The sequence below is a fragment of the Mycobacterium sp. E2462 genome (assembly GCF_001672685.1).
Taxonomy (GTDB): domain Bacteria; phylum Actinomycetota; class Actinomycetes; order Mycobacteriales; family Mycobacteriaceae; genus Mycobacterium.
The window spans coordinates 1-14,630 of sequence record NZ_LZKC01000300.1; the positions used below are offsets into that span (position 1 = coordinate 1).

A 14,630-nucleotide genomic window follows, 5' to 3' on the forward strand; every position below is an offset into this window, starting at 1 on the left:
CCCTCGCCGGCGACGACCTGATCGGGCAGGCCCGCACCGGCATGGGCAAGACCTTCGCGTTCGGCGTGCCCCTGCTGCAGCGCATCAGCACCGGCAACGCGACGCGACCCCTCAACGGCACCCCGCGTGCCCTGGTCGTGGTGCCCACCCGGGAGCTGTGCGTCCAGGTGACCGAGGACCTGGCGTCCGCCGCCAAGTACCTGACCGCCGACGGCGGCCGGCGCCTGTCGGTCACGCCCATCTACGGCGGCCGCGCCTATGAGCCGCAGATCGAGGCGCTGCGCGCCGGCGCCGACGTCGTCGTCGGCACCCCGGGCCGGCTGCTCGACCTGGCCCAGCAGGGGCATCTGCAGCTGGGCGGGCTGTCCATGCTGGTGCTCGACGAGGCCGACGAGATGCTGGACCTGGGCTTCCTGCCCGACATCGAGCGCATCCTGCGTCAGATCCCCACCGACCGGCAGTCGATGCTGTTCTCGGCGACCATGCCCGGGCCGATCATCACCCTGGCCCGTACCTTCATGAACCAGCCGACCCACATCCGCGCGGAGGCGCCGCACTCGGCCGCCACCCACGACACCACCAAGCAGTACGTCTACCGGGCCCACGCCCTGGACAAGGTGGAGCTGGTCAGCCGGGTGCTGCAGGCCGACAGCCGCGGCGCCACGATGATCTTCACCCGCACCAAGCGCACCGCCCAGAAGGTCGCCGACGAGTTGGCCGAACGCGGCTTCAAGGTCGGGGCCGTGCACGGCGACCTCAACCAGGCGGCCCGGGAGAAGGCCCTGAAGGCCTTCCGCACCGGCGAGATCGACGTCCTGGTCGCCACCGACGTGGCCGCCCGCGGCATCGACATCGACGACGTCACCCACGTCATCAACTACCAGATCCCCGAGGACGAGCAGGCCTACGTGCACCGGATCGGCCGCACCGGACGGGCCGGCAAGACCGGCGTCGCGGTCACGCTGGTGGACTGGGACGAGCTGACCCGCTGGTCGCTGATCGACAAGGCGCTCGGGCTGGACTGCCCCGAGCCGCCCGAGACCTACTCCAGCTCGCCGCACCTCTACGCGGAGCTCGGCATCTCCGCCGAGGCCGTCGGCACGGTCGGCGAGAAGCGCAAGTCGCACGGCCAGCGCCGCCCGAAGGACCAGGACGCACCGAAGGCCGAGCGGTCCCCGCGCGTCCGTTCGGGCAACCGGCGGCGCACCCGCACCCGCGCCGGGCAGCCCGTCAGCGGCCACCCGACGGGCGGCACGCCCGCCGGCGGATCGGGCGGGGACGCGCCCGCGGACGCCCCGGCCAGCGCTCCCCCGGGCAACGCCGCCGGCGCCAACCGGCGTCGCCGCCGGCGCCGCAAGCCCGCCGAGGCGGCGACGACCCCGTCTGCCGGCGCCAACTAGCGCCCCCGCCGCCGCCGCATGGTCAGACCCGAGCGCCGGACCAAGGGCGATCTCTTGGCCGCCGCGGCCATCGCGGTCGTGGTCGCGGCCGCCGCGTCGCTGATCTGGTGGACCAGCGACGCCCGCGCGACCATCAGCCGGCCGGCCGCGGTGCCCGCGCCCAACCCCGGGTCGGCGCGCCAGGTGCCAGCCGTGCTGCGGCAACTCTGGACTGCCGCCAGCCCCGCCACCACCACCCCGGTGGCGGTGGGCGGCACCCTGGTCACCGGTGACGGCCGCCGGGTCGACGGCCGCGACCTCGACACCGGCCGATCCCGCTGGAGCTACGCCCGCGACGCCGACCTGTGCGGCGTGTCGTGGGTGTACCACTACGCCGTCGCCGTCTACCACGACGACCGCGGTTGCGGGCAGGTCAGCACCCTGGAGGGGTCCACCGGCCGGCGCGGCGCGGCCCGCAGCGGTTACGCCGACCCGCGGGTGCGGCTGTCCTCCGACGGCACCACGGTGCTCTCCTCCGGCGCCACCCGCGTGGAGCTGTGGCGCTCGGACATGGTTCGGATGATCGTCTACGGCGAGACCGACGCCCGGGTCAAACCGTCGGCGCGCGGCCTGCACTCCGGGTGTCGGCTGCTGTCCGCCGCGGCCAGCTCGTCGGCGGTCTCGGTGCTGGAGAGCTGCGCCAACCAGGCCGACCTGCGCCTGAACCTGCTGCGCCCCGGCAAGGACGACGACGAACCGCAGCAGCACCTGGTGTCCGAGCCGGGCGTCGCGCCGGACGCGGGCGCTCGCGTGTTGGCGGTCATCGACAACAACACGGCCGTGTACCTGCCCACTCCGCAGCCGCGCGTCGAAGTCCTCGACGAGACCGGCGCCACCGTCTCGAGCACGCTGCTGGCCCGGCCCCCGTCCACGGCGGCGGCGGTGTCGCGCACGGGCAGCCTGGTGACCTGGTGGACCGGCGATTCGGTGCTGGTGTTCGACGCCGGCACCCTGGCGCTGCGGTACACCATCGCCGCGGGCGCTAACACCGTCCCGTTGGGGCCGGGCGTGATGATGGCGGGCCGGCTACTGGTGCCGGTGACCGGCGGGCTCGGCGTCTACGACCCGCTCAGCGGCGCGAACGAGCGCGACATCCCGGTGGACCGGGCGCCGAGCGGCGCGGCGGTGGTGCCGGCGGTTTCCGGGTCGCGCATCTTCGAGCAGCGCGGCGACACCGTGGTGGCGCTCGGCTGACCTCATGGCGGCGACCCGCGTCGCCCGGCTCCGCCGCGCTAGCGATCGCCGCTAGGCGTCGACGGTGAACGTCGGCAGCGGCTTGCCCGTCTTCCAATGCTTGAGCAGCGCCTGCGCGAGCTCGGTGTAGGCCACGGCGCCCTTGTTCTTGCGGCCGGCGATCACCGACGAGCCCGAGGCGCTGGCCTCGGCGAACCGCACGGTGCGCGGAATCGGCGGGGCCAGCAGCGGCAGGTCGTAACGGTCGGCGACGTCGAGCAGCACGTCGCGGGTGTGGGTGGTGCGCGAGTCGTACAGCGTCGGCAGGGCGCCCAGCAGCCGCAGGTCCGGGTTGGTGATCTGCTGGACGTCGCTGACGGTGCGCAGGAACTGGCCGACGCCGCGGTGCGCCAGCGTCTCGCACTGCAGCGGCACGATCACCTCGTCGGCGGCGGTCAGCCCGTTGAGGGTGAGCACGCCCAGCGACGGGGGGCAGTCGATGACGACCACGTCGAAGTCGTCGGCGAGCTTCGCCAGCGCCCGTTTGAGCGCGTATTCGCGGCCCGCCCGCATCAGCAGCATCGCCTCGGCGCCGGCGAGGTCGATGTTGGCCGGCAGCAGCGTCATGCCCTCGATGGTCGCGACCAGCGCGGCGTTGGGCTCGACGTCACCGAGCAGCACCTCGTGCACCGACACCGCCAACTTGTCGGGATCCTGACCCAGCGAAAAAGTCAAACACCCCTGGGGGTCCAGGTCGACGAGCAGCACCCGTTGTTTCGCGTCGGCCATCGCCGCTCCCAGCGAGGCCACCGTGGTCGTCTTGGCGACGCCCCCTTTTTGGTTGGCCACCGCCAACACCCGGCACTTGGTCACAGGCGCCGCTCCTTTTCATCGCTTCGTCCCCCGCACAACGCAAGGTGCCCCCACTGCGTCGCCGCGCGGTTCCAGTGCCCATCCTGGCATGGCCGACCCGGGGCGCGCTTCGGCCAGCAGCCACGGCATGTCGTCCGGCAGAATCGGTGGACATGGGCGTGCACAATCACCGACTGGCGCTGCTGCGCCACGGCGAGACTGAGTGGTCGAAATCCGGGCAGCACACCGGCCGCACCGAGGTCGACCTCACCGACACGGGGCGCACCCAGGCCAAGCTGGCCGGGCGGGTCCTCGCCGACCTCGGATTGGCCGACCCGCTGGTGATCAGCAGCCCCCGCCAGCGGGCGCTGGACACCGCGGAGCTGGCCGGGCTCACCGTCGACGAGGTGTCCCCCCTGCTGGCCGAGTGGGACTACGGGGCCTACGAGGGCGTGACCACCGACCAGATCCACGAAACCGACCCGGACTGGCTGGTGTGGACGCACGGCTGCCCGGATGGCGAGAGCGTCGCCGATGTCAGCCGCCGCGCCGACGAGGCCGTCGCGATGGCGCTCGAGCACATGGACACGCGCGACGTGGTGTTCGTCGGGCACGGACACTTCTCCCGCGCGGTGATCACCCGGTGGGTCGAGTTGCCGCTAGTCGAGGGCAGCCGCTTCGCCATGATCACCGCCTCGATCGGGGTGTGCGGATTCGAACACGGTGTGCGACAGCTGACTTCGCTCGGGCTGACCGGTCAGTGACGGCCGCCGAGCCGCCGTTCGTGCTGTGCGGGCCCACCGGGACGCTGATCGGCGACGGGGTGCGGTGCAGCTACCGCGAGTTGCCGGCGGCCCAGGCGGCGCTGCGGCACGGTGTTGCGCCGATCGTGTTGGGGGCGTTGCCCTTTGACGTAGCTCGGCCGGTCGCCCTGGTGGCGCCGGAGGCGGTGCGGCGTCTCGAGGTCCCGCCGCGCTGGGCCGACTTCCCGCTGCCCGCGGTGCGGATCGATGCCGCCCTCCCGCTCCCGGCCGATTACCGCGACCGCGTCAGGCGGGCGCGCGATTCGCTGGCGGCGCCGGGCAGTTCATTGCACAAGGTGGTGCTGGCGCGGGCGCTGCGCCTGGTCGCCGACGCGCCACTGGACGCCCGCACCGTCCTGCGCCGGCTGATCGCCGCCGACCCGACCGCCTACGGTTACCTCGTCGACCTGACCCCCGCCGGCGGGGACCACGCGGGCGCGGCGCTGGTGGGCGCCAGCCCGGAACTGCTGGTGGCCCGCCGCGGCGACCGCGTCGAATGCCGCCCGTTCGCCGGGTCGGCCCCGCGGGCCGCCGACCCCGACGCCGACGCCGCCAACGGCGCCGCCCTGGCCGCGTCGGCCAAGGACCGCCACGAGCACCGGCTGGTCATCGAGACGATCCGCACCGCGCTGGAACCGCTGTGCGACGAGCTGTCGATCGCCGCCGAACCGCAACTGAGCCGGACCGCCGCGGTGTGGCACCTGTGCACCCCGATCAGCGGCCGGCTGCGCGACACCTCGATCACCGCCATCGATCTGGCGCTGGCCCTGCACCCCACCCCGGCCGTCGGAGGCGTCCCGACCCGGGACGCGACGCGGCTCATCGCCCAGCTCGAGGGCGACCGCGGCTTCTATGCCGGCGCGGTGGGCTGGTGCGACGCGAACGGTGACGGCCGCTGGGTGGTCTCCATTCGCTGCGCGCAACTGTCACCCGACCGGCGCAGCGCGCTGGCGCACGCGGGCGGCGGCATCGTCGCCGAATCCGATCCCGACGCCGAAGTCGCCGAGACGACAACGAAATTCGCCACCATCCTCGACGCCCTGGAGGTCCCGCGATGAGCCAGCACGTCCGCCGCGCCGCGCCCGGCGACGCCGCGGCCATCACCGCCATGATCCACGAGCTCGCCGCCTTCGAACACGCCGCCGATCAGTGCACGGTGGCCGAGACGCAGATCGCCGCGGCGCTGTTCGGCGCGGAGCCGACGCTCCGCGGGCATGTGGCCGAGGTCGGCGGCGAGGTCGCCGCGATGGCGTTGTGGTTCACCAACTTCTCGACGTGGGACGGCGTGGCCGGCATCTATCTCGAGGACCTGTTCGTGCGGCCCGCGTTTCGGCGCCGCGGGCTGGCCCGCGCGCTGCTGGCGGCGCTGGCCGCCGAATGCGTGCAACGCGACTACACCCGGTTGACCTGGGCTGTGCTGAACTGGAACGCCGACGCCATCGCGCTCTACGACGGCATCGGCGGTGCGGCGCAACGGGAGTGGACCACCTACCGGTTGTCCGGCGCCCCGCTGGCGGAGCTGGCGGCGTCGCCCTGATCGCCGCCGGCGGCCCAGCGCACCGCGGCGGGGCTGAACAGCAGCGCCAGCACGGCCAGCGCCGACACGCCCAGCGGGACCCCGAACGCCGGCCGGTGCGATCCGACCGTCAGGTACCACGCGACCGGAAGCAGCAACAGCTGGGTGAACACGCCCAGCCCGCGACCCCAGCGCTTGCCCACCGTCAAGGCGCGGCCCGCGGCCAGGACCACACCGCCCACGACGACGAACCACGCCGCCGTCCCCAGGCCGTTGACGACGCGCTGGTCGGCACCGGCGATGCCGCGCACCACCAACACCACCGCCACGACCAGCGCGGCCGCGCCCTGGCCCGCCACGACGCGACCCGCGCCGCGCACGGGCGCCGGGGCGGCGGGTGAGGTCACAGCGTCAGCGTAGCCACCGCGCGCCCACCGCTGACCGCACAGCGGGGCCTTAGCCGCTCCGCCTAAGCTCAGGCCTCATGCGGGCCGTGCTGATCGTCAACCCCACCGCCACCTCGACCACCCCGGCCGGCCGCGACCTGCTCGCCCACGCGTTGAAGAGCCGCCTGCAGCTCAGCGTCGAACACACCAACCACCGCGGCCACGGCACCGAGCTCGCGGAGAAGGCGCTGGCCGACGGGGTCGACCTGGTGGTGGTGCACGGCGGTGACGGCACGGTCAGCGGCGTGGTCAACGGCCTGCTCGGCCGCCCCGGCTCCACCCCGACGGGACCGGTGCCCGCGGTCGCGGTGGTGCCCGGCGGCTCGGCCAACGTGCTCGCCCGCTCGTTGGGCATCTCCCGCGATCCGGTGGCGGCCACCAACCAGCTCATCCAACTGCTCGACGACTATCGCCGGCACCGGACGTGGCGCCGCATCGGCCTCATCGACTGCGGTGAGCGGTGGGCGGTGTTCAACACCGGCATGGGCGTGGACGCCGAGGTGGTCGCGGCGGTCGAGGCCGAGCGCGACAAGGGCGGCAAGGTCTCGGCCTGGCGCTACATCCGCGCGGCGGTCCCGGCCGTGTGGGGCTACACCCGCCGCGAGCCGATGCTGGAGCTCGAACTGCCCGGCCGCGAACCGGTGGGCGGCGTCAGCTTCGCGTTCGTCTCGAATTCCAGCCCCTGGACGTTCGCCAACGAGCGGCCGGTGTGGACCAACCCCGGGTGCGCCTTCGAGAAGGGGCTCGGCGTGTTCGCCCCCACGACGCTCAAGCCGATTCCCACCCTGCGCATCGTGCGGCAGATGTTCGCCAAACGGCCGAGATTCGACTTCAAACACCTCATCACCGCCGACGACGTCGATTTTCTGCGAATCACCTCCACCGGCGGCCCGGTGGCGTGCCAGTTCGACGGCGATTACCTCGGCGTGCGCGAAACAATGACATTCAGGTCCGTCCCGGACGCCCTCGCGGTCGTCGCGCCTCCCTCGAAAATGGCCGCCGAGCAGCCGTAACGCCGTCCGCGACGAAGTCGCGAAACGCCTGCTCGGGCGGCGGAGCTCCGCAGTGTAGTACAACGGAGTAAGGGTTCGGCTACGGGTTGATCAAAGTGAGATAGCACACGAGCGAACGTGGCGCTATTGACATCCGTTGAGCCTGTGAAACGATCAGAAGGTTGCATGCAGAAATACATGTAGGGGCACGGACCTGTTTCTTGTGCACGCGATAGCAGCCTTGAGAAAACGGCCGTGCGCCTTGCTGCGCACTCAGTGAGGAGTAACAACTTATGGATTGGCGCCACAAGGCGGTCTGTCGTGACGAAGACCCGGAGCTGTTCTTCCCGGTAGGGAACAGCGGCCCGGCGCTCGCGCAGATCGCTGACGCGAAACTGGTCTGCAATCGATGCTCGGTGACCACAGAGTGCCTCGCCTGGGCTTTGAACACGGGCCAGGACTCGGGCGTCTGGGGCGGCATGAGCGAAGACGAGCGGCGCGCACTCAAGCGTCGCAACGCCCGGACGAAGGCCCGCAGCGGAGTCTGACCCAGTCAGTGCCAAGAGTGCGGCCCCGACGAACCGTCGGGGCCGCACTCTTGCGTGGGGTCATCACAGCAGCAGCCGGGCGCGCCGGCCGATCGGCACCCGCAGCACCACGTCGGTGCCCCGGGCGGCGGCCTGACGCATTCCCAGCGTCCCGTCCAGCTCCGCCGACACCAGCGTCCGCACGATCTGCAGGCCGAGGCTGTCCGAGGTTTCCAGGCTGAACCCGTCGGGCAACCCGCGCCCGTCGTCGTGCACCACGACGTCCAGCCACCGCGCCGAACGCTCGGCGCGGATGGTCACCGAACCCTCCTCGGCCGCCGGATCGAAGGCGTGCTCGATCGCGTTCTGCACCAACTCGGTGATGACCATGATCAGCGCCGTCGCCCGGTCGGAGTCCAGCACCCCCAGGTCGCCGACCCGGTTGATCCGGATCGGCCGGTCCACGGATGCCACGTCGTTCATGATGGGCAGGATCCGGTCGATCACCTCGTCCAGGTTCACCTGCTCGTCCACCGACATCGACAACGCGTCGTGCACCAGGGCGATCGACGACACCCGGCGCACGGACTCGATCAGGGCCTCGCGCCCCTCGGCGTTGACGGTCCGCCGGGCCTGCAGCCGCAGCAACGCCGCCACCGTCTGCAGGTTGTTCTTCACCCGGTGGTGGATCTCGCGGATCGTGGCGTCCTTGGAGATCAACGCGCGGTCGCGGCGCTTGACCTCGGTGACGTCGCGGATCAGCACCGCGGCGCCGGCGCTGGCGCCGTCGACCACCAGCGGCAGCGTCCGCAGCAGCACCGTCGCGCCGCCGGCGTCCACCTCCATCCGCATGCTCTTGCCGCCGGCCAGCAGGTCGAGCACGTGCTCGGCCAGCTCCTGCGCCTCGAACGGGTCGGAGACCAACGGCCTGGTCACCTTCACCAGGTTGCGGCCCTCGAGGTCGCTGGTCAGCCCCATCCGGTGGTAGGCCGAGACCGCGTTGGGGCTGGCGTAGGCGACGACGCCGTCGACGTCGAGGCGGATGAAGCCGTCACCGGCCCGGGGCGTGGACCGCGACATCACCACGTCACCCACGTCGGGGAAGGTGCCCTCGGCCAGCATCCGCACCAGGTCGCGGGCGCAGTCCCGATAGGCGGTCTCCAGCTGCCCGGACGTGCGGTCGGCGGCCACGGCGGTCTGGTGCTGGGTGAGCACGGCGACCACCCGCTCGCCGTAGCGCACCGGTGACGCCTCGACGTGCGGGCCGGGCAGCCAGGCGTCTTCTTCGCCGGCGTCGTCGTCGCGCCTGGCGGTGCCGTCCGCGAACGCCCCGGCCACCAGCGGCAATTGGTCGGCGGGGACGACCGTGCCCACCGAGTCGGTCAGCAGCACCGTCGGCGCGGTGTTCGGCCGGCACTGGGCCACGCACACCAGCACGTCGTCGTCGCGGTGCACCCACATCAGGTAGTCGGCGAACGACAGGTCCGCGAGCAGCTGCCACTCCCCCACCACGGCGTGCAGGTGGTCCACCGCGTTGCCCGGCAGCATCGTGTGTTCGGCGAGCAGATCACCGAGAGTTGACATCCTGGACTCCCCGGATCCCCCGGGTGGCTAGCTGATCACCGCGATCAGGTCGCCGGCCTGGATGACGTCGCCGACGGCCACGCTCACCTTGCTGACGGTGCCCTCGACCTCGGCCAGGACGGGAATCTCCATTTTCATCGACTCCAGCAGCACGACGACGTCGCCCTTACCGATCTGATCGCCCTCGTTCACAACGACTTCGAGCACGCTGGCCACGATCTCGGCGCGTACGTCCTCCGGCATCTTCACCCCACTCGTCTCACGGCTGCTGCTGGTCCGTCGAGCATCATCAGGCTCGGCCTACATCGAACCATAGGACCGGGCGTGGCCGCGGGGCACGGGCGGCTGTGAGAGACTGGGGGTCACGCCAGCGGGCGCCCGGCGCCCCATTTCCCAGGCATATCCACGGAGGTTTTCACCATGGCCAAACGAGGCCGGAAGAAGCGCGACCGCAAGCACAGCAAGGCCAACCACGGCAAGCGGCCCAACGCCTGACCGAACGGCCGGCGGCTACTGCAGTTCGCGGATGATCGTGGTCCGGCGGATCTCGAGCCGGAGCCGCTCCCGCAACCCCTCGGGGGCCCGCTCGCCCTTGCACTTGGACGCGACGAGCGCCTTGATCCGTTCCTCGAGCCCGTAGTGCTTGAAGCAGCCCGGGCACGCCTCGAGGTGCGCGCGCAGCTGCTCGCGGGTGTCCGGGCCGCATTCGCCGTCGAGCAGCAACCACACCTGGCGGATCACCTCCGCACAGCCGACGCTGCCGTGCGCAGCGTCGTTGGGGCATACGTCGCCTGGGTTGGACGACTCACTCATGACGACACCTCCTCGTGCGCCTGCTGCCCGCGGGTGAAACCGCGCTCCTTGGCCACGTCGGCCAATAGGCCGCGCAGCTGCCGTCGACCGCGATGCAGCCGCGACATCACCGTTCCGATGGGCGTATCCATGATCTCGGCGATTTCCTTATACGGGAAACCCTCGACGTCGGCGTAGTAAACCGCCATCCGGAATTCTTCCGGCAAAGCTTGCAGCGCGTCCTTGATTTCCGAATCCGGCAGGGCCTCCAGCGCCTCCACCTCGGCGGAGCGCAGCCCGGTCGACGAGTGCTCGGCGTTGGACGCCAGCTGCCAGTCGGTGATCTCCTCGGTGGGGTATTCGGCCGGCTGACGCTGCTTCTTGCGATAGCTGTTGATGTAGGTGTTGGTCAGGATGCGGTACAGCCACGCCTTGAGGTTGGTGCCCGCCCTGAACGACCGGAACCCCGCGTAGGCCTTGACCATCGTCTCCTGCAGCAGGTCTTCCGCGTCGGCGGGATTGCGCGTCATGCGCAGCGCGCCGCCGTAGAGCTGGTCGAGCAGCGGAATCGCGTCGCGCTCGAACCGCGCGGTCAGTTCTGCGTCCGTCTCCTCGCGCGGCGCGGCCTCGGGACTGTCCGGTCCCGTCGCGCCGTCCAGGCCATCCTCGGAGTCGGCCATGTGGATCAACCCGGTCCCTTCTGCTGCGGTGTCCCCGGAGAGCACCGGCCACGCCACCGGGCCGGCCAGGAAACCGGCCAACGGTTGGGCAGCCGCTGGCGTGCCCAACAGGCTCGTCGCCGTCGACACCAAACTGCTCCTCCCAATCTAAAGGCTGCTCCCGACACTGTCCGCCCGGGTAGGCCGCATCCGCATCTACAGAACCGAAAGCATCAACAGCCCCGGCGGCCCGACTATTTCCGCGCCCCGCGGTCCCGTAATCCGGGGCGTCCGACCAGCGCGTTAGTGTGAGCCATGTCGCAAGCACAGGCCCTGCAGGGCAAGACGATGTTCATCTCCGGGGCCAGCCGCGGGATCGGCCTGGCGATCGCCAAGCGCGCCGCCCAGGACGGCGCCAACGTCGCGCTGATCGCCAAGACCGCCGAGCCGCACCCGAAGTTGCCGGGGACGGTGTTCACCGCGGCCAAGGAGCTCGAGGAGGCGGGCGGACAGGCCCTGCCGATCGTCGGGGACGTGCGCGACCCGGAGTCCGTGGAGTCGGCCGTGGCCCAGGCCGTCGAGCAGTTCGGCGGCATCGACATCGTCGTCAACAACGCGTCGGCGATCAACCTGGGGTCCATCGCCGAGGTGCCGATGAAGCGCTTCGACCTGATGAACGGCATCCAGGTGCGGGGCACCTACGCGGTGTCGCAGGCGTGTCTGCCGCACATGAAGGGCCGGGAGAACCCGCACATCCTCACGCTGTCGCCGCCGGTGCTGTTGGAGAGCAAGTGGCTGAAGCCGACGGCGTACATGATGGCCAAGTACGGCATGACGCTGTGCGCGCTCGGCATCGCCGAGGAGATGCGCGACGAAGGCATCGCGTCGAACACGCTGTGGCCGCGCACCCTGGTCGCCACCGCCGCGGTGCAGAACCTGCTCGGCGGTGACGAGGCGATGGGCCGCGCCCGCAAGCCCGAGGTGTATTCCGACGCGGCGTACGTCGTGCTCACCAAGCCGGCCCGCGAATTCACCGGCCACACCCTGCTGTGCGAGGACGTGCTGCTGGAGTCCGGGGTCACCGACTTGTCGGTGTACGACTGCGTGCCCGGGTCGCAGCTCGGTGAGGACTTCTGGGTCGACGGCGTCAACCCGCCGGGCTACTCCGGCCCCTGACGGGCCAGGCGTGGCCGGCGCCGCCACACCCGGGATCGCCGCGCTGATCAAAGCCGGTGTGCCGCACGAGATCTACAAGTTCGAGCACGACCCGCGGGAGCAGTCGTTCGGCGCGGAGGCGATCGAGGCGTTGGCCCGGGCCGGCGACGCCGCGCCGGGTCAGATCTTCAAGACGCTGATCATCGAGGTGCCCACCGGGCTATCGGTGGCGGTGGTGCCGGCGTTGGCACGCCTGTCGCTCAAGGCGGCCGCCGCGGCGCTGGGCGTGGCCAAGGCGTCGATGGCCGAGCCCGCGGTCGCCGCCCGCAGCACCGGGTACGTGCTGGGCGCCGTCTCGCCGTTCGGGCAGCGCAGGCCGCTGCCGACGGTCCTGGATTCCAGCGCGCTGGCGTGGGAGCGCGTGTTCTGCAGCGCCGGGCGGCGCGGCTGGGAGGTCGCGGTCGCGCCGCGGGACCTGATCCGCGTGACCGGCGCCGTGACGGCCGACCTGTGCGCCTGAGGGCCGAAGGTGAAGCCGCGGTGAAAAGCGGGTCGGCGCGCGGGCCGTCGCGCTACGCTCCGGCCATGATGACGAAGCGACCCCGCGCGGCGACCCTGCTCGCCGCGGGCGCACTGGCCGCGGCCGGCTTGCTGAGCACCGGCGTGGGCGTCGGCAACGCCGACACGATCCAGACCGAGGGCAACTATCAGACCCGGGAGGCGTGCCAGAACGCCGGGCCGGGCGTCAAGGCCAGCACGCCGGGCAACTGGAACAACTTCTGGTGCGTCCCGGACCGCAACGTCAACGGCAACTGGAAGCTCGTTCTGAGCAACTGACCCCGTCAGAGCAGCTTCATCTGCTCCGCGTGCGACTCGGCCGGCTCGAGCAGCTCCGGCCCGTTGTTGCGGACGCTGTTGACCAGCGTCGACACCTCCCGCGTCCGGATGTCGCGCACGTCGGGCACGCGGGACAGGATGCGCTCGTCGACCGGGGCGTCCGGGTCCAGCCAGCGATCCCAGTCGCGTTCGGGCAGCATCAGCGGCATCCGGTCGTGGATCCCGGCGAGCTCGCCGGGCGCGTCGGTGGTGACGATCGTGCAGCTGAGCAGCGGCGCCGCGTCCTCGGACCCGCCGGGCGGCTTCCACACCGACCACAGCCCCGCCATGAACAGCGGCTCCCCGTCCTCGCGGTACATGAAGAACGGGGTCTTGCGGGACTTCTTGTCCCCGACGTCGGGGTTGACCCGCCACTCGTAGTAGCCGTCCATCGGCACCAGGCAGCGCTTGGACTTGGCGCTCGACCGGTACGCGGGCGAGGTGGTGAGCTTGTCGGCGCGGGCGTTGATGAGCAGCGGCCCCTTGGCTTCGGGCGTGCCGTCGGCCGTGGCCTTGGCCCACGGCGGGACCAGGCCCCAGCGCATCAGCCGAACCCGCCGGGTGGGCTGGTCGTCGGGCTCGGCGTGCCGGCTGACCACCGCGGCGATCGTGGACGTGGGGGCCACGTTGTAGTTCGGGGCCGCCGCGTCGGGCGCCGCGCCGGTGGCCTCGTCGATCGCCTTGATCTTCTCGGCCAGCAGGGCCGGATCCGTCGTGACCGCGAACCTTCCGCACATACGTCCCATAGTGGCAGGGCGGGGCGACAGGCGATGATGGACCGGTGACCACCTGGACCGCCCCCACCGCAACCGACCCCGTGCACGCGACCGTCACCGTCCCCGGATCGAAGTCGCAGACCAACCGGGCGCTGTTGCTGGCCGCGCTCGCGGCCGCCCAGGATACGGGCAGTCCGACCATCAGCGGCGCGCTGCGCAGCCGGGACACCGACCTGATGATCGGGGCGCTGCGCACCCTGGGCCTGCGGGTCGACGGCGACGGGACCGAGCTGACGGTCAGCGGCCGCGTGTCGCCCGAGCCGATGGCGCAGGTGGACTGCGGCCTGGCCGGCACGGTGCTGCGGTTCGTCCCCCCGCTGGCGGCGCTCGCCAAGTCGATGGTGGAGTTCGACGGTGACGAGCAGGCCCGCAGCCGGCCGATCGTCCCGCTGCTCGACGCGCTGCGCGGGCTCGGCGTGCGCATCGACGGCTCCGCGCTGCCGTTCCGCGTCCTGGGCACCGGGGAGGTGGTCGGCGGGACCGTGGACATCGACGCGTCGGCGTCCTCGCAGTTCGTGTCGGGGCTGTTGCTGTGCGCGGCGTCCTTCAACGAGGGGGTGGTGGTGCGGCACACAGGCGCCGAGCTGCCCTCCGCGCCGCACATCGCGATGACGGTGGTGATGCTGCGGCAGGCCGGGGTGGACGTCGACGACTCCGAGCCCAACCGCTGGCAGGTGCGGCCCGGGCCGGTGGCCGCGCGGCACTGGGAGGTCGAACCGGACCTGACCAACGCCGTGCCGTTCCTGGCGGCCGCGGCGGTGACCGGCGGGACCGTGCGCGTCACGGGTTGGCCGGCCGCCAGCGTGCAACCCGCCGACCACATCCTGGCGGTGCTGCGTGACCTGAAAGCGACTGTCACACAGGATGACTCGTCAGTGGAAGTGCGCGGCACCCGCGAGTACGCCGGTTTCGACGTCGACCTGCGGGCCGTCGGTGAACTCACCCCGTCGGTCGCGGCGCTGGCCGCGCTGGCCACCCCCGGGTCGGTGTCGCGGCTGTCCGGGATCGCGCACCTGCGCGGCCACGAGACGGATCGGCAT

General features: G+C 71.7%; 19 protein-coding genes. 12 read left to right on the plus strand and 7 right to left on the minus strand.

What is annotated here, in order from left to right:
* A partial coding sequence (locus tag A5714_RS15085; protein WP_156747334.1) for a DEAD/DEAH box helicase occupies positions 1 to 1,400 on the plus strand: 1,400 nt, incomplete at its 5' end.
* Between the two features lie 18 nt (positions 1,401 to 1,418).
* Positions 1,419 to 2,633 (plus strand): hypothetical protein, encoded by a 1,215-nt coding sequence (locus A5714_RS15090; protein WP_068286300.1) that lies wholly within the window; start codon positions 1,419 to 1,421, stop codon positions 2,631 to 2,633.
* A gap of 51 nt (positions 2,634 to 2,684) precedes the next feature.
* Here the strand turns inward: A5714_RS15090 and A5714_RS15095 are convergent, their stop codons facing one another.
* Positions 2,685 to 3,485 (minus strand): ParA family protein, encoded by an 801-nt coding sequence (locus tag A5714_RS15095; RefSeq protein ID WP_068070351.1) that lies wholly within the window; start codon positions 3,483 to 3,485, stop codon positions 2,685 to 2,687.
* Positions 3,486 to 3,637: 152 nt separating this feature from the next.
* Between A5714_RS15095 and A5714_RS15100 the strand changes: the two genes are divergently transcribed.
* Genes A5714_RS15100 through A5714_RS15110 form a run of 3 tightly spaced genes read left to right on the plus strand, consistent with a single transcriptional unit; the run spans position 3,638 to position 5,804 of the window.
* Positions 3,638 to 4,228 (plus strand): acid phosphatase, encoded by a 591-nt coding sequence (locus A5714_RS15100; RefSeq protein ID WP_068070350.1) that lies wholly within the window; start codon positions 3,638 to 3,640, stop codon positions 4,226 to 4,228.
* Positions 4,225 to 5,325, plus strand: coding sequence for an isochorismate synthase MenF (locus tag A5714_RS15105; protein WP_068286302.1), 1,101 nt, complete (start codon positions 4,225 to 4,227; stop codon positions 5,323 to 5,325). Before A5714_RS15100 ends, A5714_RS15105 begins: the two co-directional genes overlap by 4 nt.
* Positions 5,322 to 5,804 carry a GNAT family N-acetyltransferase gene (locus A5714_RS15110; RefSeq protein ID WP_068286305.1) on the plus strand — a complete coding sequence of 161 codons (483 nt, stop codon included), beginning with the start codon at positions 5,322 to 5,324 and terminating at the stop codon, positions 5,802 to 5,804. The genes A5714_RS15105 and A5714_RS15110 overlap by 4 nt, the downstream gene beginning before the upstream one ends.
* Here the strand turns inward: A5714_RS15110 and A5714_RS15115 are convergent.
* On the minus strand, positions 5,756 to 6,190 hold the full coding sequence (locus A5714_RS15115) for a hypothetical protein (RefSeq protein ID WP_068286308.1): 435 nt from the start codon (positions 6,188 to 6,190) through the stop codon (positions 5,756 to 5,758). The two genes, A5714_RS15110 and A5714_RS15115, sit on opposite strands and share 49 nt — an antisense overlap.
* Before the next feature lie 77 nt (positions 6,191 to 6,267).
* Between A5714_RS15115 and A5714_RS15120 the strand changes: the two genes are divergently transcribed.
* Both A5714_RS15120 and whiB1 read left to right on the plus strand, forming a co-directional pair.
* Positions 6,268 to 7,242 carry a diacylglycerol kinase family protein gene (locus A5714_RS15120; protein WP_068070346.1) on the plus strand — a complete coding sequence of 325 codons (975 nt, stop codon included), beginning with the start codon at positions 6,268 to 6,270 and terminating at the stop codon, positions 7,240 to 7,242.
* Between the two features lie 272 nt (positions 7,243 to 7,514).
* Positions 7,515 to 7,769, plus strand: a complete 255-nt coding sequence (whiB1, locus tag A5714_RS25420) for a transcriptional regulator WhiB1 (protein ID WP_068070345.1) — start codon at positions 7,515 to 7,517, stop codon at positions 7,767 to 7,769.
* A 63-nt stretch (positions 7,770 to 7,832) separates the two neighbouring features.
* Here whiB1 and A5714_RS15125 read toward each other — a convergent pair whose 3' ends face one another.
* Both A5714_RS15125 and A5714_RS15130 read right to left on the minus strand, forming a co-directional pair.
* Positions 7,833 to 9,332: a sensor histidine kinase gene (locus A5714_RS15125; RefSeq protein WP_068070344.1), complete on the minus strand. Its 1,500-nt coding sequence runs from the start codon at positions 9,330 to 9,332 to the stop codon at positions 7,833 to 7,835.
* A 27-nt stretch (positions 9,333 to 9,359) separates the two neighbouring features.
* Positions 9,360 to 9,575, minus strand: a complete 216-nt coding sequence (locus tag A5714_RS15130) for a biotin/lipoyl-binding carrier protein (RefSeq protein ID WP_068070376.1) — start codon at positions 9,573 to 9,575, stop codon at positions 9,360 to 9,362.
* Between the two features lie 177 nt (positions 9,576 to 9,752).
* Between A5714_RS15130 and A5714_RS27655 the strand changes: the two genes are divergently transcribed.
* Complete coding sequence (locus A5714_RS27655; protein WP_011728008.1) at positions 9,753 to 9,827, plus strand: 50S ribosomal protein bL37; 75 nt, start codon at positions 9,753 to 9,755, stop codon at positions 9,825 to 9,827.
* A 15-nt stretch (positions 9,828 to 9,842) separates the two neighbouring features.
* On the opposite strand, the gene rsrA is transcribed toward A5714_RS27655, so the two are convergent.
* The gene (rsrA, locus tag A5714_RS15135) at positions 9,843 to 10,145 is read right to left on the minus strand and encodes a mycothiol system anti-sigma-R factor (protein ID WP_068070343.1); all 303 of its coding nucleotides are present in this window, start codon (positions 10,143 to 10,145) and stop codon (positions 9,843 to 9,845) included.
* A complete protein-coding gene (locus A5714_RS15140; protein ID WP_197502844.1) occupies positions 10,142 to 10,804 on the minus strand; it encodes a sigma-70 family RNA polymerase sigma factor in 663 nt (220 codons plus the stop codon). The genes rsrA and A5714_RS15140 overlap by 4 nt, the downstream gene beginning before the upstream one ends.
* Before the next feature lie 294 nt (positions 10,805 to 11,098).
* Between A5714_RS15140 and A5714_RS15145 the strand changes: the two genes are divergently transcribed.
* The 3 genes from A5714_RS15145 (at position 11,099) to A5714_RS15155 (ending at position 12,775) form a co-directional block, all read left to right on the plus strand.
* A complete protein-coding gene (locus A5714_RS15145) occupies positions 11,099 to 11,959 on the plus strand; it encodes an NAD(P)-dependent oxidoreductase (protein WP_068286312.1) in 861 nt (286 codons plus the stop codon).
* A 10-nt stretch (positions 11,960 to 11,969) separates the two neighbouring features.
* The gene (locus A5714_RS15150) at positions 11,970 to 12,458 is read left to right on the plus strand and encodes a YbaK/EbsC family protein (RefSeq protein WP_068070340.1); all 489 of its coding nucleotides are present in this window, start codon (positions 11,970 to 11,972) and stop codon (positions 12,456 to 12,458) included.
* 68 nt (positions 12,459 to 12,526) lie between these two features.
* Positions 12,527 to 12,775 carry a hypothetical protein gene (locus A5714_RS15155; protein WP_068070375.1) on the plus strand — a complete coding sequence of 83 codons (249 nt, stop codon included), beginning with the start codon at positions 12,527 to 12,529 and terminating at the stop codon, positions 12,773 to 12,775.
* Positions 12,776 to 12,780: 5 nt separating this feature from the next.
* On the opposite strand, the gene A5714_RS15160 is transcribed toward A5714_RS15155, so the two are convergent.
* The gene (locus A5714_RS15160; protein WP_068286314.1) at positions 12,781 to 13,551 is read right to left on the minus strand and encodes an SOS response-associated peptidase; all 771 of its coding nucleotides are present in this window, start codon (positions 13,549 to 13,551) and stop codon (positions 12,781 to 12,783) included.
* A 44-nt stretch (positions 13,552 to 13,595) separates the two neighbouring features.
* On the opposite strand from A5714_RS15160, the gene A5714_RS15165 reads away from it, so the two are divergent.
* A partial coding sequence (locus A5714_RS15165) for a 3-phosphoshikimate 1-carboxyvinyltransferase (RefSeq protein ID WP_068286316.1) occupies positions 13,596 to 14,630 on the plus strand: 1,035 nt, incomplete at its 3' end.